Origin of the sequence: Bradyrhizobium sp. 195 (genome assembly GCF_023101665.1) — a bacterium.
Taxonomy (GTDB): domain Bacteria; phylum Pseudomonadota; class Alphaproteobacteria; order Rhizobiales; family Xanthobacteraceae; genus Bradyrhizobium.
On the sequence record NZ_CP082161.1, the window covers coordinates 5,372,315 to 5,392,098 of the forward strand.

Below are 19,784 nucleotides of genomic sequence, written 5' to 3' on the forward strand. Positions count from 1 at the left end.
CGGTTCGGCGCCATGACCGAGATCAACCTGCTCCAGCCGATGCACGCCTCGACCAGGCGAAACTACGTTCAGCGCGTGGTCGAGCACGACAAGGCGGACTCCGCCACCGTGGCGCGGCAATGGGGTCGCGACTATTGGGACGGCGACCGCCGCTATGGCTATGGCGGCTATCGCTATGACGGACGCTGGCGCCCGCTCGCCCAGACCCTGATCGATCGCTACGGCATCAAGCCCGGCATGAGCGTGCTCGACGTCGGCTGCGGCAAGGGCTATTTGCTCTACGAGTTCACCCAGCTCGTCCCCGACCTCACGGTCGCCGGCATCGACATTTCCGACTACGGCATCGCCAACGCTAAGGAGGAGGTGCGGCCGCAACTGAAGGTCGGCAGCGCCGTTGAGCTCCCCTACCCCGATCACAGCTTCGATCTCGTGGTGTCGCTCGGCGTGCTGCACAACCTTCCGCTCGAGGACGTCTTCCGCGCCGTGCCTGAGATCGAGCGCGTCGGACGCGGCGCATCCAAATATCTGATGGTGGAATCCTTCCGCAACGAGCGCGAGAAGGCGAACCTCCTCTACTGGCAGCTCACTTGCCTGAGCTTCCACGGCCCGGAAACCTGGGCGTGGATCTACGACAAATGCGGGTATCGGGGCGACCATGGTTTCATCTTCTTCGAATGAGGCGAATGGCTCGCGCCGGCCGACGTCGCTGCGCGCGCAAAATCCCGAAGTCTATTATTCGGACGACGCCATCGTCACGGCCGATGACGCCACGATCGCGGAGCTGAAACGCATCGCCGCCGGCAACCCGCGTCTGCGCAGCCGGCTGTGCACGCACCCCGATCCCTCGTCCGGCCTGCACGAAATGCTGATCGTGCATCATCGCGAGGCCTACGTGCGGCCCCACAAGCATTTTGGCAAACCTGAATCGTTTCACGTCATCGAGGGCACCGCGCAGGTCGTGATCTTCGAGGATGACGGCCGCATTCGCGAGGTGCTCGAGATGGCGCCCTACGGCCAAGGCAAGCGCTGCTACTACCGCATGCCCGAACAGGTCTTCCACTCGATCCTGATCACCTCGGAGTGGCTGGTGTTCCACGAAACCACCGCCGGCCCGTTCGATCCCTCCCGCACCGCATTTCCCGACTGGGCCCCCGACGGCGGCGACGCCGCCGAGGTCCAGGACTACGTCACAAGGATCGCTACGCTCGCCACGGAGCATCTGGCGAGGAAATAGACTCCGACCGCTATCGCTGCCCGACGATCCCGCCGCGAATGATCGAGGACAACACCAGCCGATGAAGCCGCCTGCAAAAGCACTGGTTACTCTGGCCAAGTTCGCCGTCTCGATCGGCATCCTCGTCGTGTTGTTGCGGGCCCAGGATTTGTCGTCGCTGCAAGCCGATCTTCTCGCTGTCAAACTCGACATGCTGGCACTCGCGGTGCTGCTGCTGTTTGTCCAGACTTTCGTGCTTTGCCACCGCTGGATCCTGATCCTCCGCGCCATGAACGTGCCCCTGGATTGGCTGCCCGGCTGGCGCATTCTCATGGTCAGCACCTTTTTCAACCAGGTGCTGCCCGCAGGCGGCGACGCGGTCCGGATCTGGATGCTGCGGCGGCATGGCGTGCAATGGTCGCCGACCATCAGCAGCATCGTGGCCGATCGCTTTCTGGCGCTGCTGGCGCTTGGTACCGTCATATTGGCAGGAATGCCGTTCCTGCTGCAACGGATCAACGATAAGTCCCTCCTGCTCGCGATCGTCATCGTTCTCGTCATTGCGTGTTTCGGCCTGATCGCCCTGCTCATGCTGGATCGCTGGCCGCCTCGCATCATCGCCGCTCTGCCGGCTAGGATCGTGCAATTCGCGATGCTGGTCAGGGCTCCGCTGGCGGCTGAAGGGCGCGGAACGCTGATGGCGGCCGCCGTCATCATCCATCTGATCACCGTCGCGGCCTGTTATGTCCTCGCGATCGGCCTCGACGCGCCACTCTCCGCGCTTGATGCGTTCGTTCTTGTTCCGCTTGTCATTCTGTCGTCCGCGGTTCCGATCTCGATCGGAGGATGGGGCGTGCGAGAAGGCGCAATGGTTGCCGCGCTTGGCCTCGCTGCGATCGCATCCGACAAGGCGCTTGCCATATCGGTTTTGCTCGGCCTTGGCGGCCTGATCGTCGGGCTGTTCGGTGGGCTGGTATGGCTGATCGCGCCTGAGCGCGCCAGCTTCAGCCCGGACGAGGCGCGGGCCACCGCCGAGCGAGCCGACGCCACGCCGGTCTAGCATGGGTAACACTGGACAAGATCAGGCGATGACGGCTGCCGAGGTGCGCTTACGCAGCCTCGCCGGGACATGGTCGTGGCGCGTGCTCCTTTTCGCGCTGGCGGCTCTTTCAATTTGGTGCCTGAACCGCGACGGAACTTACCGGGCGCTGCTCTTTGACGGTGGCTGGACAACGCGATTTTACGTCCTCGCCTGGATCGTCCTGACGCCGTATCTCGGCTGGCTCATCATGGCGACCGGGCGCCTGACGTTCTCTCTGATCAGCCATGAAGACGCCCAACGCGTGGACGAATTCTTCATCGGGGCGGCCACACTCATCTTGTTGGGGTTTGGTCTCGGCGCTCTATCCATTCTGTATCCGCAAATCGTGCTCGGGCTCGCGGTTGCAGTTCTTCTATGGGATACCAAGAGCTTCAAGATGCCGCGAACATTCGCGGTGACTCTCCCGTTGATCGCAATGTCGTTGCTGGGTCTTTGGCTTCTGGCGACGGTGTTCCTCGATCGCGCCGTCATACCCGACGTCATTTCGACCGACGTCCAACAGCTCTACGCTCCGTATCTTGCGGAGGTTGCGAGAAATCACAGCATCTGGCTTGCGGCCGACAATCCCATCTTCTCCGACTTCGAGATCGGTCACGGCAACGGGCTGCATCTGTTGTTGGCGACGTTCCTGCCGCCCCAATTCGCCCAGATCGTATCGTTTCTCTACTTCGTCGGTATCGGCGCGGTCATTTTTGAGCTCGCCCGCATTGTCGTGCCATTGCGCTTTCTGGGACGACGGTGGCAAGACGCAGCGGTACCAATTGCACTCAGCCTGACAATCCTCGGGCTCGCTTGGCCCAAGACGATGCCAAGCGTCACACCCGGTCTCCACATTATGGAGTTCGGAAAGTACCACCTGCAGACAGCGGCGTTCTTCATCTATTTCCTGCTGGTCATCATTCGGTCGTCCCAAGGTCGAGATAGGCTGGCCGCCGGCATTTGCGCTTTCGCCATCACCGCTTCCTATCCGCTCTACGCCGCGTTTGTCTTGTTGATTTCAGCATTGGGAATGCTCACCAAGGCGCTTCAGCGAGACCTATCCGGACTCATGACTGGCTTGCTGCTTGGGGTGGGCGCGATCGCGGGATGCATACTGGCCTTCGCTATCAACTATCTCTACCTGGGAATACCGGCAACCAATCCCTACTCGCTCTTCCGGAGCGTCGCGTCGGTCGAGCGTTTCTCACAATTCGGCAGCCTCGACATTCTCGATTTTTTCGTTCTGGCGCAGTCGCTGGAGGTCAGCGACTTCTTCAGCACGGCTGGTTTGTTCGCCTTCTTCAAGCAGGTCAAATCCATTTTCCTGGTTGCCATTCTCCTCGCAACGACGACCTTGGCCGTGGTTTTCGCTGACTGGAAGCTGTTTCCCGATCACTCCGACGCTTCCAAGTCGCGAACATTGCCCAATCCCGCGGGGCTTTTCATCGTTATCACCTATTTGGCCAGCGTCCGGCTTCTGGATACGACACTGAATATTCCGAGCCTGATCAGACTATCCATTCATGTCAACGCGCTGTTTCCGCTTGTGACCGTCGCAATTGCTTGTTGGGGACTACTCATCATTCGGCGGCTGACCCCGATGTGGTTCGCCGGCCGCCACGCTCCTGATGTAGCTGCTCTGTCGCTCTTGATCACCTGCGCCTGGACGACAATGTCGTATCCCTGGCAGACCTTCAGGGATGACGGCGCCATACGTTTCGTGATGGGGCGTCCCCTCGATCAAATGCCCCGTGTCAGCCTGAACTGGCAACGCTGTGACGAGTTGCAGCAATCGACAGGCTCTGAGCGCATTCTGCCCCTCAACGGCTATCGCGCGATGGTGCCCTGCTATTTCTCGCCCCTCCTGACGCGCGGCAAGATCATTCATACCTATCAGAGCGATGTCGCGCGCGAATTCAGAAAGATCGCCCTGGGGACTGCCGATACGGCAGAAGCCACGCTTCGCGCGTTGGGGGTGAATCTCTTTTATGTCCAGAAGGCGAATTGCGACTTTTGGCTGAATGGGTTCTCCGACCTCTTTCAGAAAGCCGAACTGGCAAAGCGTTTCGCCGTTCGCGCAGACACTCCGAACTACTGGTTATTGACATGGAACGATAGCGATCGGCCGCTGAGTTCGGAGGCCGAGGCCGGAATCTCGGCGCTGAGGACGAAATCGAAAGAAATCTACCGAGAGGCTTACGGCGAGGAACCATTTGAGGTGATCAAGCACCGTCTGCCATCAGACGGCAGGCGCGGAAATCTTCAGTTTCTCGAGCAACTGACCAACTGCCGCTGAGGGTTGCTGATTTGATGAGGGAAAGCGATCCTGCACGGAGACATTCACATGCGTTTCGGTAGATGCTCATCTTGGAGCAGGGCACGCTGGCAAACAAGCGCGCGCGCCGGCTTGATGACGGCACCCTTCCTCATCGCCGCGTTGGGCCTTCTGGTGAAGGTTCCTCCCGAGGTCCAATTTTTCAGCGGGGGCTTCCTGACGGCGTGGAATAGCTTGTGTCTCGCTATCCTCGCTCCCTACGTCGTTCTCGCGTTTGTCGGAATGGGGGCCCTGCTCGTTAGCCCGCTCCCCGACGAAGATATCTACCTCGACGCGGCTGACTTGCTCGTGCTGCAATTTTTCGGCGGCGCCGCTCTGTGCAGTCTGATTGGCGTATGCCTCGGCGCCGCCGGGTCACTCTTCCCGTGGATCACCATCCCATTCCTGACGGGCATCGTGGCCTGGTACATTGCCAGGAATCTGGCTCGGCCATCCCGCCGCGATTGGATACCATCTACGACGGCCGGATGGCTGCTGGTCGGGCTGCTGGGTTTATCCAGCCTCGTACTGCTGCTTGTGAAGGGCGTTGTGCTCGACGCCACCCGTGGCGACATTCCGCAACTTTATCTTCCCCTTCTGGCCGACCTGCAGACCCGACACACCTTCTGGCTCGACCCCGAACAACCAAAGCTGTTCTGGTTTCTGCTTGGCCGCGGCCACGGCGCCGACATGTTGCTTGTGAGCTTCGGAGGTCCGATAGCCCATCAAATCCTTTCCGTTGTTTACTTGCTGTCCATTACGGCGTTGGTCCATCGCATGGCGGCGCGGCTGACTATGGGGTGGATACTGCCGGGCTGCGCGGCCCTGATCGCAATGTGGTCGAGCTTTATCGGGCTCGAAACTGGACGCTTTCACTATGAAACAGGAGCCTTCCTCCTGTTTGTGTGTTGGGCCGGGGTGCTCTATGCCACCACAAAGGTCCGTGTGATCTTCCGCGCCTTGGTGCCGGCCGTGATATCCATCGCGATCATGGTGCCGCAGGCCGCAATCATCGCCGCAGCATTCTTGATGGCGGGCGCAGGAGCCGGCTGGTTCGCTCACGGCCCACGCGGAATCGTGCGGCCACTCGTGGTGGCCGCAATCGGTCTTGGCACAGCGGCTCTTAGCCTCCTGGTCAACCAACTTTATCTCGGTATCGCCGAGGTCAATCCGATCGGCGTGTTCATGCCGCTCATCAACGTGGAGCGGTTTCGTCAAATCTCGAGCTTGGATCTGATGGTCTACGTGAACAACGCGCAGGGCATCAACTATGCGGGATTTTCGCTGCTCGACATCGTGGCCGCTATGCGTCGCTTCTGGACGGTGCTCTCCAGCCTGTTCCTTGCGGCGAACTTTTGGGCCTACCCGGCTTTCATTGTCGCATGCGCCGCCTTGCTTGACGCGCGGCAGCCACAGAAGAACGGCCCCTTCGTTGTCGGCCTCGGCCTCTCTCTGCTCGCCATAGTCTGCCTCATCACTCTCACTTCGCATGGAAGTTTGGAGCGCATGCTGGCTTTCCGATCGGTCACAACTCCTCTGATTGCCATTTTAGCAATAGTGCACCTCGCCGTCGTCCTTCGACCATATCGATTGAAGGATCGTTTCAGATCCCTGCCAGCTGCGACAGTTGTCGTGTGTCTGGCGACCCTGGTTGCGATCGTGGTAGCAAGGTCGCAGGGCGAGATAACCCGCGCGCGTGTGGCGGGTGTCTTGGCATATGTCACCGGCCGCATCGGCTTGGTTGGCACTTCCCCGTCCTTTGACGACCTGGACCCGCGCCGCTGTGGGGAGGTCTCGCGCCACGTTCCATCCGCTTGGCACATCCTGCCCGTCAATTCCGCTCTGCGTTTCCTACCGACCTGCGCCGAATCCCCTCTCCTGGAATCCGGCCGAGTGGTTGACACACTGCATCCGGTGTTCCTGCCAGATTATGGAGACGTTCTGCTCGGACCACCCCAACTCAGCATTGCTGCCCTACGCCGTCACGATGTGAATGCCTTTTACATCGAGAGCAACAGGCTGGATTTCTGGGCGCACGGGCAGAGCCCGCTTTTCGATCCAGACAGCATGGAGCGCTATCTCGATGTGCTCCATGTGGGAGCTGACTACATCTTGCTGACGTGGAAGGGCTTGGGAGTCCAAATGACCGATGCCCAGGTTGCAGCAATCACCGAGTTGCGGAACCGCAGTCGCGTGACCGGGGGAAGCAAGGAATACTGGGACGGTATCGCAGCGCTTGCCGCATGGCGGTCCCGGCAAGACTCAAACCGGAAGTGAGCTGTTCTTGAGAGCCTCTCGGGGATGCCCGCATACGGTGCGCAACCCAACTTATCAATTGAGGTGCACGCTAGGGCCCTATATAGCCGTACTGGCTGCCAGCCGCGGGCCGCGATGGCTCGGGACGCCGATTTCAACCGTTGCTGCAAAGAGTTAAAGCCGTGACCGACCATTGCCGCCTTTGCCATTCGACCAACCTGCGTCCGGTCATTGACCTCGGACAGATGCCGATTGCGCATCGGCTTCGGCACAGCCGAAACGAGCAGGAGGAACGGTATCCGTTCGAGGTGCTGGCCTGCGGCGAGTGCGGCCTGCCCCAGATCGTCAAGCCGATCGATCCCGACATTCTGTACCGCCAGTTCAACTACAATTTCAGCAGCTGGAAGCCTGAACCGCACCAGGTGGACGAGCTCGACACCATCGCGAAATTCTCCAAGCATCAGTCCGTGTTCGAGATCGGATGCAACGACGGCCTGTTCATGGACAAGCTCCGCGAACGCGGCGCGAAGGTTTTGGTGGGCGTGGAGCCCAATCCCGTGTCGGGCAAGATCGCCAGCGGGCGCGGCATCAAGGTCTATGCCGACATGCTCAGCCCGGAGATGGCCCACGACGCAGTCGCTCAGTCCGGCAAGTTCGACCTCGTCGTCTCGCGCCAGGTACTGGAGCACATCGTCGATTTCGAGAACTTCTTCGACTGCGTCAAGATCGCACTCAGCGACGACGGACTGCTCTTCATCGACGTGCCTGATTTCGCCCCCGGGTCGACGGCGGGAGACCTCTCCGTCCTCTGGGAGGAGCACGTCAGCTATTTCACCGAACCGACCCTGCTTGCGCTGCTGGCGCGCCACGGCTTCGAGGCGGTGTCCGTGAAGAAATACAATTTCAGCGGCGGCAGCCTCGCGATCGCAGCCCGCCGCGCCGCGGGCAAGGTCACGCCGCCGCCTGCGCCATCCGGCGTCGGCGAGAAATTCGGTCAGCGCGCAAGAGAGTATGGCGCACGTCTCCGCCCGATTCTCGCGAAAGCTCGCGCCAACGGTGCCGAGATCGCCATCTACGGCGCCGGCTGCCGCGCCTGTACCTTCACCAACGCCCACGAGCTGGCGGATCTCGTCGACCTCTCGGTCGACGATCAGAAGGAGCGCCAGGGGTTGTTCCTGCCCGGTACCGGCATTCCGATCCGTTCGCCCGAGGATCTCGCCGGCAAATCCGGGCCGCTCGTCTGTCTTCTCGCCGTGAACGAGGAAAACGAAGCCAAGGTCAGCAGCCGGCTGCGCGAGAGCGTGAAGCGTCCGCTGCAGGTCGTTTCGATCTTCGCGCCCTCCGACATCTGGAGTGAGCTCGATCGTCTCGAAGCGGCCGCAGGGTCGCGGCATGGCTGAAGACAAGCTCTTCAATTATTACGAACGTCAGGCTGTTCTGCCGACGTTCGGGAATTTCAAGTCGGCCACCGAGCTCGAGGCCTACGCCAGCCAGCGGCGCGAACTGTTTTCGGACAAGCTGGTGCTGCCGCCACGGCTGTTCCGCGATGCCGAGGTGCTCGAATTCGGTCCCGATTCCGGCGAGAACGCTCTGGTGTTTGCCGGCTGGGGTGCGAACATGACGCTCGCCGAGCCGAACCGGCATGCCCATCCGAAGATTGAGGCCTATTTCGCACATTTCGGCTTGACCGAACGTCTCCGCCAGCTCGCACTGGCCGATGTCGAGGGCTTCGGCAGCGACCGCGGTTTCGACATCATCGATGCCGAAGGCTTCATCTACACCGTGCAGCCGAGCGAAAAGTGGCTCGGCATCTTCCACCGTCTGCTCAATCCGGACGGTTACGCCGTCGTGTCCTATTACGAGCGCTACGGCGGCTTCTTCGAACTCGCGCTCAAGGCGATCCATGCGGCCGGCAAGGCATTGTCGGGTCGCGCCGCACTCGAAACGGCGAAGACGCTGTTCGAGGCGAAGTGGAACAGCATCCCGCACACGCGCAGCTTCGAATCCTGGCTGATGGACGTGCTCGAAAATCCGTTCGTCCGGCATCGCTATTTCCTCGATGCGGCCGCGTTGTGCACGGCGGCGCATGAACAGGGATTCGACGTCCATTCGGCATGGCCGGCCTATCGCGACAGCCTGGACATCTACTGGCACAAGAAAGTCCTGCCCGGTGACGAGAAGCTGCGTCGCGCCGCACGCCATCTCGACCGCAGCCGCCTGAGCTTCCTCGGCGGGCGAAAGCTCTATCTGGTCGGCAAGGCCGATGCAGTGCAGGCGATCTCGGCATCGATCGAGGCGCTGGTCCTCGACGTCGATGCGATGATCGACGATCCCTTCGGCGAGAGCCTGCCGCGCGTGGTCGCGGGCCTCGCATCCCTGCGCGAGACGATCCGGACCAGCGACATTCTCGCCGACGATGCTGCCGACGTCGAAGCCATGATTGCGACGCTCGACAGTTTCCATCGCATCTTCGGCGCGATCGGGCGACGGGACGCGTCCGCGGTCACCGCCCTCACCCAGTCGGATCCGGCCTTCATCAACACCTGGGGACAGCCGGCGCATTTCCTCGTCGTCCGGAAGCGCTTCAAGGGATCGTAGCCAGTGAGGCCAGGCATTGGCATCATCGGAACGGGCATGGTCGGCCAGATGTGCCACCTCGCCAATTTCGCAGCCAATCCAGCCTGCCGTGTCGTCGCGATCGGCGATCTCCGGCCGGACCTCGCTGCCGCCGCAGCGCAGAAGTTCGGCATCCCCCGGGTTTACGGCACGCATCGCGAGCTGCTCGCAGACAGCGCGGTATCCGCCGTCGTCGTCGTGACGAAGCGCCGTGCCACCGGGCCGATCGTGCTGGACGCGTTGAGCAGCGGCCGGCACGTGCTCTCGGAAAAACCGATGGCCTACACGACGGCCCAGGCCATTTCGCTGGTCGAAGCTGCGCGGCAGCAAAACCTCGTCTACAGCATCGGCTACATGAAGCGTCACGATGCGGGTGTGGCACGGGCGCTGCAGGTGCTGACGCGCTTGCGCAACGACCGGTCGCTCGGACGTATCGTGCGGGCAAGAGGCTGGTGCTTCGGCGGCGACACTGGCCGGTCGCGCGATAATTTCGTGATGACCGGCGAAGCGCGACCGGACGGGCTCGAGCTCTGGCAGGATGGTCCCGACTGGATGCCGCGCGCAATGCGTCCCGGCTACGACAATTTTCTGAACGTCTTCAGCCATATCATCAATCTGGCGCGCTACCTGCTCGGATCGTCGCCGACGGTCGCCGAAAGTGCGATCGAGGCTTCTGGCGCCGGGCGCATCACGCTCGACTTCGGCGGCATCGCCTGCACGCTGGATCTCGTGAACGGCTCCGAGGGTACCTGGCGCGAGGGACTGACGATTGATTTCGAGCGCGGCGCAGTGACCCTGGAATTGCCCCCACCCTTTGCCGAGCAGGAGGCGGAGGTCATCGTCGATCACGATGGTCAGAGCACGCACCTGACGGGTGAAAAGAGCTGGGCGTTCCGGCGCCAGGCCGACGCGTTCATTTCCGATATCGCCGCGCAAGCCATACCTCTGGCCTCCGGCGCGGATTCGGTGACCGACATCGCGCTTGCGGAGACGGTTTGGAAACAGCGGGCTAGCGGCTAGGCGCGGCGTCCGTCTCGACCGGCAGGATGCCCGCGATGGGCCCGAGCTTGATCGTGACCTGCGCAAGCTGCGTTAGGAACTCCGCACCGTCGCAGCGCGCCAGCAGCCGGCACGTATAGTATTTTCGCACCAGGGTATGGTTCGGCGCGGCTGCAGGGCCCGGCTGGAACGAGATCGTTGCCTGCGGCCCCGTCGGATCGAAATGATGAAACGCGCTTCCCGGAGCCTTCCTCGCCTCGTCCATTCCCCGCAGGATGTCGGGTCGCTCCGCGCGCAGCGCAAATCCGAAGAAGGGCTGATTGCCCCAGGCAAGGCGGAGCATGCCGGTGACCTCGGCGAGGCCGAACGGCACATGCCGAGACGGGTAGTCGAAAAAACCATCGTCGAGCGCATAGACCGTCGCCGCGGGCTGGACCCGGCCGGCAAGATCGCGCGCCAGCGCCTCCTGCTTCAGCGTTCTCGCCTGCATGAAGACGTAGTCGCCCCACAGCATGCCGATCGACATGATCAAGGCCGGCCCGAACATGACCGCAAAGGCGGCGCCGGGGGTAAGCCAACGTTCGGCCTGTCGCTTGAATGCAAGCAACGTCAGCGCCGCTGGCAGGCCGAACATCAGCAGATGACGGCTTTCGTAGAAATGCGTGGATGACGGCCGCAGGCCGGCGATCAAATAGGGCGATGACAGCGCGAGGAACAGGATCAGGGCGAGCACGAGCGGCAAGGCGATCGCTAATCTGGACGTGGTCGGCTTCGTGGCGGCACGCAGCAACAGCAAGACGATGCCGACGAGCATCGCGGCCAAGATGAAGAGCGCCGGAACCTGGATTGCCGCCCGGATCGCGTGGGCCATGACGTCCCTGTAGCCGGTGACGAAGAATGCCCCCCATCCCTCAGCCAGTTCGCGCAAGGTCGGGAAATGCGCATCATAGTGCTGCGTATACACGCCGATCCTTTTGAACCAGATATTGAGCGTGCCCCAGTAGATCAGGGGCAACACCATCAATTCCGGATAGCCAAGGGCGCAGCGCCAGGATGCGAACCATGTGCGACGAACGAAGCCGTCCGCCGCGCTCCCGCCCCGCCATATCGCAACGAACAGACCGAGCACCACGAAGGCATAGAGCACGATCGTCGAGTTGAGTGCAAAGCTCAGCAGGAACACGAGCGCACAGGCCACGCGAAGCAACATGCGCCGCAGGCCGCGGGCGCTGAAGGCCAGCGTCAACAGCCCTGCACCGACGAACAGGAGGCCATAGCTGAAGACGTAGACCGCGTTCGCCTTGCCCGCCCAAAGCTGATAGCCGGGATAGGTCCAGACCATCAGCGCGAAACCGACCGCCTCGGCGCGGTCGAGCAGATTGAGACGCGTTGCGGTCAACGCCAGCGATATTGCGCCGAAGACGATTCCAGCGAACGCCAGCGAGACCATCACGGCGACCGGAGCGCCCGTCCAGTTCGCGAACGTGTCGTAGCTGTAGAAGATCGGATGACCGGCGCCGTTCAGCAGGAAATCGATGTCGATGAAATAGTCCGGACGCGGCTTCAGCACGAGCCAGTCGTCCATGAAGAGACCGTCGTTCAGGAGCATCGGCGCATGCGCAGCCAGCAAGACGACGAGGAGGACGATTATCGCACGCAGCAATGGGAACATCTCGGACGGAGGAACGATCGCCGCGGAGGATTCGCACGCCCGCGTGACGTCCGCAAGGGCGGGATGACGGGCTCCCTTGACCCGAAAAATACGACCTCCTATAGACTTTTGCTCTGGCTGGGCCTGAGAGGCGTCCGGGACGATTTCCGCAATGAACATGCTACCGGGCCCGGCGCAAGCCGCTGCGATTGGTCTCAGTGTCGCGCTGCCGCTGCTGCTGCTGTGCTACGCGCGCATCGCCGCCACCGGCGGATCCGGCCGCCGCTTCCGGCTCGGCTGCGTCAGCATCCTCGCCCTTTACGCGATCGCCTGCATCGCGCTCCCCGGTCAACGCCGTTTCGACGACGTGCTTGGCGGTCTGTTCCTGTTGGGGACGGCGATGATGTTTTGCTACATCCTGTTCAGCCTGCTGGCCTGGGGCTTTACGCTGACGCTGCTCACGGCACTCGTCCAGGCGGGGCACCCCCTCACCCTCGAGCAATGGGCGGTCGCCTACATGCAGGGCGGAGATCTCGGCACCTTCACACACAACCGCCTGAAGCTCCTCGTCGGCGCAGGGATGGTGATCACGGCAGACGGCAGGCTGGCGCCAACGGCCAAGGGCGTGGCGGTCGCGCGTCTCGTCAAATTCGTCCGTCTGTCGACCGGACTTGGGTGAGCGGCCACGATGTCCTTCGTTGTCGGTCTCTTCGCTGCCGCCATGTTCGCCCTGCTGGCCCCTGCCTTGCAGTTGATGTCCCGCGCTCGCGGATGGACGCTTGGAGCCGTGATGCTGCTCGCGATCGCCGCAATCGTCACCCATGGTCTCGGCGTGATGTTCGGAATTCTCGTCGTCCCGCAATTTCAGTACTGGGACGCCGCGTCGATTTTCGGGTTTTGCGTCATGGGTTACGTCTTCGCTTTTGGCGCAGTGTACAAATCGGTTTCCCTGGACATTCTGCTCGGCGTGATCGACCGGCCTGAGCGAAAGGCTCCGCTTTCGGACATCGTCGAACGGCAGGTTCCAGCTCTGTTCCAGGGACGAATTGGGAACCTGGTCGATAGCGGCCTGGTTGAACCGGTGGATTCACACTTCGCGGCGACGGCGGCGGGCCGGACCATGGCAAGCCGCGTCGGACAGCTGCGCCGCGCCTTCGGCATCGGCGATACCAGTCTCTATGATTTTTCGGATTAGTTGCGCAGAACACACACATTGCCGGATTCATGCCGGTTGTACGGGGCATATCTGCGGGCCCCTTATTGTTCGCCCGGCTCAGATGACCTAGAGTTGCGCCGGGGTTCCACCAGTAAAGAGTGGCCGGCAACAGGCGGCATGAGATGACACCTTCCAGGGCGGCAAAACGGCTTACGATCGTCATTCCTGCGCTGAACGAGCAGGACAAGATCGCCGACACCATCGACGGCGTGTTGCCGCTCGCCCGCGAGTTGCTCGACGATTTCGAGATTTTCCTGATCGACGACGGCAGCACCGACGGCACCGGCGCGATCATGGACGAGTTTGCTGCCGGCGAGCCCCGCATCATCGTGCAACATAACGCCGAGCGGCGTGGTGTCGGTGCCGGCTTCGAATACGCCCTGTCGCGCGCGAAATTCGATGCGATCACTCTCATTCCCGGCGATCACGCCTTTCAGAACGAGGGTATTGCCCGGATGTTCAAGGCCGCGGGCGCCGCGGACCTCGTCATCACCTATCGCGACAACCAGTCGGACCGCTCCGTCAACCGCTCGCTGCAGTCGCATTCGCTGCGGTTTATCCTGAACTGCATGTTCGGGTTCTGGCTGTCCGACTACCACAGCATGATCGTCTACCCCGTGAAATGGCTGCGCCAGATCGCGGTCAAGGCCGACGGCTACGGTTATCAGATCTGCGCGTTGATCTCGCTGCTTCAGCTCGGCCTCACCTACGTGCAGGTGCCGGTGAGCCTGAACGCGGAGCTGAAGGGCTCGTCCCGTGCGCTGCGGCTGCGCACCTATTTCGAGCTCGGCGCCACCATCGTCTCGCTGCTGCGCCGCGTTCCCATCCGGGATGTCGACCGCAGCCAGGTTCCTACCGACGCGGAACGGGCCCCGGCGCGCTAGGCGACGCCTGGCCTGCTGGCCCGGACATCAAGCGGATAGGCTTGCGCGTGGCGAGATGGGCTCGCGCATGACGATTCGTCCGCGGGGACGCCTTATCCCTATCCTGCCAGCAGCTGACTTAAGTGATTGATTTTACTGGCAGGAGTGGCAGGGCTCGAACCTGCGACCCCCGGTTTTGGAGACCGGTGCTCTACCAATTGAGCTACACTCCTACAGATCCCGCGTCGCCTTGGGATCAGGGCCGCTTTCAAGCACAGAGGGTGGCCGGTTTGCAAGAGCGAAGCGAGTGCCATACGCGTACTTCGCGCTAGACCCCATCTTTCAGCAGCCAGTTCCGGTAGATCTCCCCGTAGCGCACGCTCACCTTGTCCACCGGGCTTTGCGTCGCGTTATTGTCGATAGCAGCCTGCACCGCCGCTCCAACAATCCCCTGCCCAGTATAGAGCGATGCGTTCAGCTCGGGATAGGCGACGATCAGCGCACCGGTTCGGGCATCGACGAGATTGGCGTCCGCGATCATGCCGCGATGGCCGCCGATGACGACACGCTGAATGGCCGACGGGAACAGCAAGCTCTTCACCCGGATGTCGAGCCGCACCGGCCGCGTGCCCGCCAGCCGAGCGGCCAAGACCTGCTCGACGCCGGCCTTGATCCGCGGCGTCAGCTGGCCCTGAACGAAAGCCTTTACCTCCGGAGTGTCTGCCATTGTCGCCGCCTGTTCCAGACTGACCGCCTTCGAGTCCGCATAGGCGCGGAGACCGTCCTCCCACTGTATGCGTGCGTCCGGTGCAAAACTGACCGCGACGCCGGCCAGCTTCATGTTGGCTATGTCGCTCTGCGACAGGGAATTATTGGCGGTTACGCAGCCCGCAAGCGCAAGCAACCCGCCCAGCGCGGCCATGCGCGCCAGCCTCAGCAACACTTTCAACGAACGCCCCCTGTCCCCGCAGTCAAAATTTCAGCCCGCTCCAGATAGGATGTTCCATCCGCTCCCGTCTACCCCGAATTGTATTGCCGTGCGTAAGATCCGATGCCGAGCGTCCGATGCAGATGTCACCGCGCCGAATGCATCTGTTCTTCACGGGGCTTCTGAGCCACACTTCCCGGTCAACCAAAAACAAGAGCCCGGGAGCCCTTATGAACGCCCAAGCTGCCACCACAGCCGCCTCCGCAATCCACACCCCGCCCTTGCCGGAGGCCCGCCCGGAGACGCTTGGGCTGTCGCGGCCGCGCCTGCAGGCCATGTCGGACGCCTTCAAGCGCGAGATCGACAAGGGAACCGTTCCCGGGGTCACCGTGCTGGTGGCCCGCCGCGGCCAGGTCGGCTGGTTCGAGGCGCTCGGCAAGCAGAGCCCGGCGGCCGCCGCGCCGATGGCGCGGGATTCGATCTTCCGGATCTTCTCGATGACCAAGCCGATCGTCTCGGTCGCCGTCATGGCCCTGGTCGAGGACGGCCACCTCCTGCTCAGCGATGCCGTCGCAAAATTCATCCCGGAATTTGCCGGCCAGCAGGTCGGCGTCGTCAAGGACGGCAAGCTCGAGCTGGTGCCGCCGGCGCGGCCGATGACCGTGCAGGACCTGCTCCGCCACACCTCGGGCCTCACCTACGAGCACCAGGGCGACGGCCCCGTGCACAAGCTCTACCAGGAGTCCCGCGTCCGCAGCCGCAAGATCACCAACGCTGAACACGCCGCATTGGTGGCGAGCTTCCCGCTGGTCTGCCAGCCCGGCGCGGAATTCAACTACAGCCGCTCCACCGACATTCTCGGCCGCATCATCGAGGTCGTCAGCGGCAAGTCGCTCGGCGCCTTCCTCACCGAGCGCGTGCTCGCGCCACTGCAGATGGCCGAGACCGGCTTCTCGACGCCGGAGGCCAACGCCGGGCGGCTTGCCGAGCCGTTCGCGGCCGATCCCTGGACCGGTGACAAGGTCGCGCTCTTCAACATGTACGAAACACCGGTGATGGAGTCCGGCGGCGGCGGGCTGGTTTCGACCACGATGGATTATGCCCGCTTCTGCCTGATGCTGCGCAACGGCGGCACGCTCGACGGCAACAGGATCATCAGCCGCAAGACGCTGGAGCTGATGGCGTCCGATCACCTCGGGCCGCATGTCGTGACGAATGGCACGCTGCTGTCGCCCGGCCACGGCTTCGGTCTCGGCTTTGCAGTGCGCCGCGAGGCCGGCATCGCGCCCTTCCCCGGCAGCGTTGGCCAGTATTTCTGGAGCGGCATCGCCGGCACGTTCTTCTGGATCGACCCGAAGGAGGACCTGTTCGCGGTGTTCATGAGCCAGGGCCCCGGCCAGCGCGACTACACGCGCACGCTGGTGCGGGACCTGGTGTACGCGGCGGTGGATTGAAGTCCGCGCTTACGCGCGACGCTGCATCTCCACACTCACTGTCATGCCCCGGCCTTGACCGGGGCATCCAGTACGCCGCGGCGGATGTAGTGAGAGCGAGCTCTCTAACGCCGGCCTCTTGGATACTGGATCGCCCGCTTTCGCGGGCGATGACACCAATGTTGGGGCGAGGTAATCACCCTCACCCGCTGCCTCAACTAATCGTCGCGCCGCCGTCGATCACCATGGTCTGACCGGTCATGAAGTCGCCGGCCGCGGATCCCAGGAACACCGCGGCGCCCGCGATCTCGTCGGGGATGCCGATGCGGAGCAGCGGCGAGCGCGCGGTCGAGGCCTTCAAATTCTCCGGATTGTCCCACAGCGCCTTGGCAAAATCGGTCTTGATCAGGCCCGGCGCGATGCAGTTCACGCGGATGTTGTGCTTGCCGTACTCGCACGCCAAATTGCGCGCGAGCTGCATGTCGGCGGCCTTGGAGATCGCGTAGGCGCCGAGGATGGTCGAGCCTTTCAAACCGCCGATCGAGGACACGATGATGACCGAGCCATCCTTGCGCTCGATCATCTGCGGCACCACCATCGAGATCAGCCAGTTGTTGGCGACGATGTTGTTGTCCAGAATCTTCCTGAATTGATCGTCGGAGATGCCGGCGAGCGGACCGTAATACGGGTTCGATGCGGCGTTGCAGACCAGCACGTCGATCTTGCCGAAGGCGCGGTTGCTCTCGTCGACGAGGTTTTGCAGGTTCTCCTTCGACGAGATGTTGGCGGCGATCGCAACCGCGGTGCCCTTGCCGTACTTGTCGTTGATGCCCTTGGCGACCTGCTCGCAGACGTCGGCCTTGCGCGAGGAGATCACCACCTTGGCGCCGTGCTCGGCCATGCGCTCGGCGATGGCGAGCCCGATGCCGCGCGTCGATCCCGTGATGACTGCGACTTTCCCCTTCATGTCGAACAAGGTCATGTTTCTCTCCCAGATTGATTTTGGTATTCGATGTCATTCCGGGGCGGTCCGCAGGACCGAACCCGGAATCTCGAGATTCCGGGTCTGGTCCTTCGGACCATCCCGGAATGACAACTTCTTCAGGCGAGCTTCTTGACTTCCGGTCCGGCCGGCTGATGCATCGCCGCGTGCGCAGCATCCGCAATCCACGGCTGCTGGTTCACCATCGGCAGCCGCCAGACCGTGCGCTCGGGACTTGCGAAATGATCGAGCCGCGTCACCGAGCAATTGTCGATGTCGAACGATAGCCCCCGCTCCGCCTGACCGTCGAGGGCGAGGCCCAGCGCCGCCTTGATCGTGCCGCCATGCGCGACCGCGATCACGTCCTGCCCGGCCACTTCAGCGTTGATCCGCTCGATGGTGCGGCGCGTGCGGTTGTAGAGATCCATAAAACTTTCGCCGCCCGGCGCGGGCTCGTTGATGTCGGCGAACCAGCTCGACCCGACGGGGCGGCTCGCGATGAACTGGGCACGGTTCATGCCCTGCCAACGGCCGAGATTTTGCTCGGCGAGGTCCGCTTCCCATTTCATCGACGCAGGCCTGGGGAAGCCGGCAGCCCAGATCGCTTCGGCCGTTTGATGCGTGCGCATCAGATTGCTCGAATACCAGACCGCCTTGCGTGGCAGCACTTTGGCAACAGCATTGAAGACGTAGGCGTCGCTGGTGTCGCAGGCGAGATCGGCCTGACCGTAGATATTGCCGCCGTCATTGCGCACCGGCGCATGACGGACCCACCACCACCGTGTCGTGACCACATTGGGCTTGTCTGCGCCTGCCATCGAAACCCTTCCATCCCGTTTGATGTCGCTGTACGTCAGGTGTGAGCGTGTCTCAAGACACTTTACCGTTTGAAATCTTGTTTGAAATTCCGTCGCGCGGCAAGGGCCGCGCAAGGCACCACAAGGGAGAAACGCATGGGCCGCCTGCAAGGAAAATCCGTCATCATCACCGGCGCCGGCAGCGGCATCGGTCGCGCCGCCGCATTGTTGTTCACCAGGGAAGGCGCAAAGCTCATTGCGGTCGATCGCACCGATGCGGTGAAGGAGACCGTCGAGGAGGTGAAAAAGGCCGGCGGCGTCGCAGAGGCCATGGTCGCCGACGCGGGCTCCGAGACTGACGTCATCGCCGTGATCGACAAGGCGGTGAAGACCCACGGCCGGCTCGACGTGATCTGGGCCAATGCCGGTGTCTCCGGCGGGCTCGTCCCGCTCGGCGAGCAGACTGTGGAGCATTGGCAGGAGGTGTTGCGCGTCAATCTGATCGGGCCGTTCCTGGCGGTGAAGCATGCGATGCCGCACATGGTGAAGCAACAGTCCGGCGCGATCGTGCTGACCGCGTCCGTCGCGGGTCTCAAGGCCGGCGCCAGCGGACATCCTTATGCCGCGAGCAAGGCCGGCGTGATCAGCCTGGTGCAGACCACGGCGTATTCGCTCACCGGCACCGGCGTGCGCATCAACGCGGTGTGCCCGGGCCTGATCGAAACCGGCATGACCAAGCCGATCTTCGACCGCGCCAAGGAGCGCGGCACCCAGGACAAGATCGGCCAGCTCAACCCGCTCAAGCGCCCCGGCCAGCCGCACGAGCTCGCGGCGATGGGCTTGTTCTTGGCGAGCGACGAAGCTTCGTATGTCAACGGCCAGGCGTTCCCGGTGGATGGTGGGCTGACGGCGTCGATGCCGTATACGGGGAAACCGGTTTAGCGGGCACGCGCTCGTGTCCCGGACGCGCTGCAGCGTTCTTACGCTGCTGCGCAGAGCCGGGACCAGGAAGCCACAGGGCTCGCTGATGCATGGGCCCCGGCTCTGCAGCGCATCACTTCGTGCTGCGCAGCGTCCGGGGCACGAGATGAGGTGTCGGCGCGATATTGCTTCCGCACCGTCATTGCGAGCGCAGCGAAGCAATCCAGGACTGCCGCCGCGGAAAGACTCTGGATTGCTTCGTCGCTTCGCTCCTCGCAATGACGGCGTGTGGCGCGACAGCTCGTAGGATGGGTAGAGCGAAGCGAAACCCATCAATACTTCCTCCGTTGAAAGATGATGGGTTTCGCAAGTGCTCTACCCATCCTACGTCTCCCGGACACACCTTCGCATCCTCGCGGCTCATCTCGCCCGAGCTTTGCTTGATCGCTTCCCCTCAATTGAAAGAGGGCGCAGGGAAGACCGGGTGCCGGCTGGCACCCGCGGTCCACTGTGC

The 19,784-nt window shown here is 62.7% G+C and carries 17 protein-coding genes and 1 tRNA gene; 13 read left to right on the forward strand and 5 right to left on the reverse strand.

From position 1 onward, the window contains the following. The first annotated feature begins 12 nt into the window (after positions 1-12). The 8 genes from IVB26_RS25085 to IVB26_RS25120 all read left to right on the forward strand — a co-directional run bounded on the left by IVB26_RS25085 (position 13) and on the right by IVB26_RS25120 (position 10,500). Positions 13-678 carry a class I SAM-dependent methyltransferase gene (locus IVB26_RS25085; protein WP_247967850.1) on the forward strand — a complete coding sequence of 222 codons (666 nt, stop codon included), beginning with the start codon at positions 13-15 and terminating at the stop codon, positions 676-678. Continuing rightward, a complete protein-coding gene (locus IVB26_RS25090) occupies positions 656-1,234 on the forward strand; it encodes a WbuC family cupin fold metalloprotein (RefSeq protein WP_247967851.1) in 579 nt (192 codons plus the stop codon). The genes IVB26_RS25085 and IVB26_RS25090 overlap by 23 nt, the downstream gene beginning before the upstream one ends. Before the next feature lie 61 nt (positions 1,235-1,295). Beyond that, a complete protein-coding gene (locus IVB26_RS25095; RefSeq protein WP_247967852.1) occupies positions 1,296-2,273 on the forward strand; it encodes a lysylphosphatidylglycerol synthase transmembrane domain-containing protein in 978 nt (325 codons plus the stop codon). A gap of 28 nt (positions 2,274-2,301) precedes the next feature. After that, positions 2,302-4,590, forward strand: coding sequence for a hypothetical protein (locus tag IVB26_RS25100; protein WP_247967853.1), 2,289 nt, complete (start codon positions 2,302-2,304; stop codon positions 4,588-4,590). A 114-nt stretch (positions 4,591-4,704) separates the two neighbouring features. Then, complete coding sequence (locus IVB26_RS25105) at positions 4,705-6,885, forward strand: hypothetical protein (protein WP_247967854.1); 2,181 nt, start codon at positions 4,705-4,707, stop codon at positions 6,883-6,885. Between the two features lie 161 nt (positions 6,886-7,046). Next, positions 7,047-8,264: a class I SAM-dependent methyltransferase gene (locus IVB26_RS25110; protein ID WP_247967855.1), complete on the forward strand. Its 1,218-nt coding sequence runs from the start codon at positions 7,047-7,049 to the stop codon at positions 8,262-8,264. After that, positions 8,257-9,462 carry a class I SAM-dependent methyltransferase gene (locus IVB26_RS25115; protein ID WP_247967856.1) on the forward strand — a complete coding sequence of 402 codons (1,206 nt, stop codon included), beginning with the start codon at positions 8,257-8,259 and terminating at the stop codon, positions 9,460-9,462. Before IVB26_RS25110 ends, IVB26_RS25115 begins: the two co-directional genes overlap by 8 nt. Positions 9,463-9,465: 3 nt before the next feature. Beyond that, positions 9,466-10,500 (forward strand): Gfo/Idh/MocA family protein, encoded by a 1,035-nt coding sequence (locus tag IVB26_RS25120; RefSeq protein ID WP_247967857.1) that lies wholly within the window; start codon positions 9,466-9,468, stop codon positions 10,498-10,500. Here IVB26_RS25120 and IVB26_RS25125 read toward each other — a convergent pair. Then, positions 10,490-12,142: a hypothetical protein gene (locus tag IVB26_RS25125; protein WP_247967858.1), complete on the reverse strand. Its 1,653-nt coding sequence runs from the start codon at positions 12,140-12,142 to the stop codon at positions 10,490-10,492. The genes IVB26_RS25120 and IVB26_RS25125 overlap by 11 nt on opposite strands. A gap of 160 nt (positions 12,143-12,302) precedes the next feature. Here IVB26_RS25125 and IVB26_RS25130 point away from each other — a divergent pair, with 160 nt between their 5' ends. The 3 genes from IVB26_RS25130 to IVB26_RS25140 all read left to right on the forward strand — a co-directional run bounded on the left by IVB26_RS25130 (position 12,303) and on the right by IVB26_RS25140 (position 14,230). After that, positions 12,303-12,809 (forward strand): hypothetical protein, encoded by a 507-nt coding sequence (locus tag IVB26_RS25130; RefSeq protein ID WP_247967859.1) that lies wholly within the window; start codon positions 12,303-12,305, stop codon positions 12,807-12,809. 9 nt (positions 12,810-12,818) lie between these two features. Next, entirely contained in the window at positions 12,819-13,325 is a 507-nt protein-coding gene (locus IVB26_RS25135) for a hypothetical protein (RefSeq protein WP_247967860.1), read from the forward strand. Positions 13,326-13,468: 143 nt separating this feature from the next. Further along, positions 13,469-14,230, forward strand: coding sequence for a glycosyltransferase family 2 protein (locus tag IVB26_RS25140; protein ID WP_247967861.1), 762 nt, complete (start codon positions 13,469-13,471; stop codon positions 14,228-14,230). A gap of 136 nt (positions 14,231-14,366) precedes the next feature. Here IVB26_RS25140 and IVB26_RS25145 read toward each other — a convergent pair. Both IVB26_RS25145 and IVB26_RS25150 read right to left on the reverse strand, forming a co-directional pair. After that, positions 14,367-14,442: transfer RNA gene (locus tag IVB26_RS25145), tRNA-Trp, on the reverse strand. Between the two features lie 95 nt (positions 14,443-14,537). Next, positions 14,538-15,152 carry a hypothetical protein gene (locus IVB26_RS25150; RefSeq protein WP_247973267.1) on the reverse strand — a complete coding sequence of 205 codons (615 nt, stop codon included), beginning with the start codon at positions 15,150-15,152 and terminating at the stop codon, positions 14,538-14,540. A gap of 215 nt (positions 15,153-15,367) precedes the next feature. Between IVB26_RS25150 and IVB26_RS25155 the strand changes: the two genes are divergently transcribed. Then, positions 15,368-16,591, forward strand: coding sequence for a serine hydrolase domain-containing protein (locus IVB26_RS25155; RefSeq protein ID WP_247967862.1), 1,224 nt, complete (start codon positions 15,368-15,370; stop codon positions 16,589-16,591). Positions 16,592-16,784: 193 nt separating this feature from the next. Here IVB26_RS25155 and IVB26_RS25160 read toward each other — a convergent pair whose 3' ends face one another. Next, a complete protein-coding gene (locus IVB26_RS25160; RefSeq protein ID WP_246918642.1) occupies positions 16,785-17,552 on the reverse strand; it encodes an SDR family NAD(P)-dependent oxidoreductase in 768 nt (255 codons plus the stop codon). A 119-nt stretch (positions 17,553-17,671) separates the two neighbouring features. Next, on the reverse strand, positions 17,672-18,370 hold the full coding sequence (locus tag IVB26_RS25165; RefSeq protein ID WP_247967863.1) for a histidine phosphatase family protein: 699 nt from the start codon (positions 18,368-18,370) through the stop codon (positions 17,672-17,674). A gap of 135 nt (positions 18,371-18,505) precedes the next feature. On the opposite strand from IVB26_RS25165, the gene IVB26_RS25170 reads away from it, so the two are divergent. Further along, positions 18,506-19,291 (forward strand): SDR family NAD(P)-dependent oxidoreductase, encoded by a 786-nt coding sequence (locus IVB26_RS25170; RefSeq protein ID WP_247967864.1) that lies wholly within the window; start codon positions 18,506-18,508, stop codon positions 19,289-19,291. Positions 19,292-19,784 lie beyond the last annotated feature (493 nt).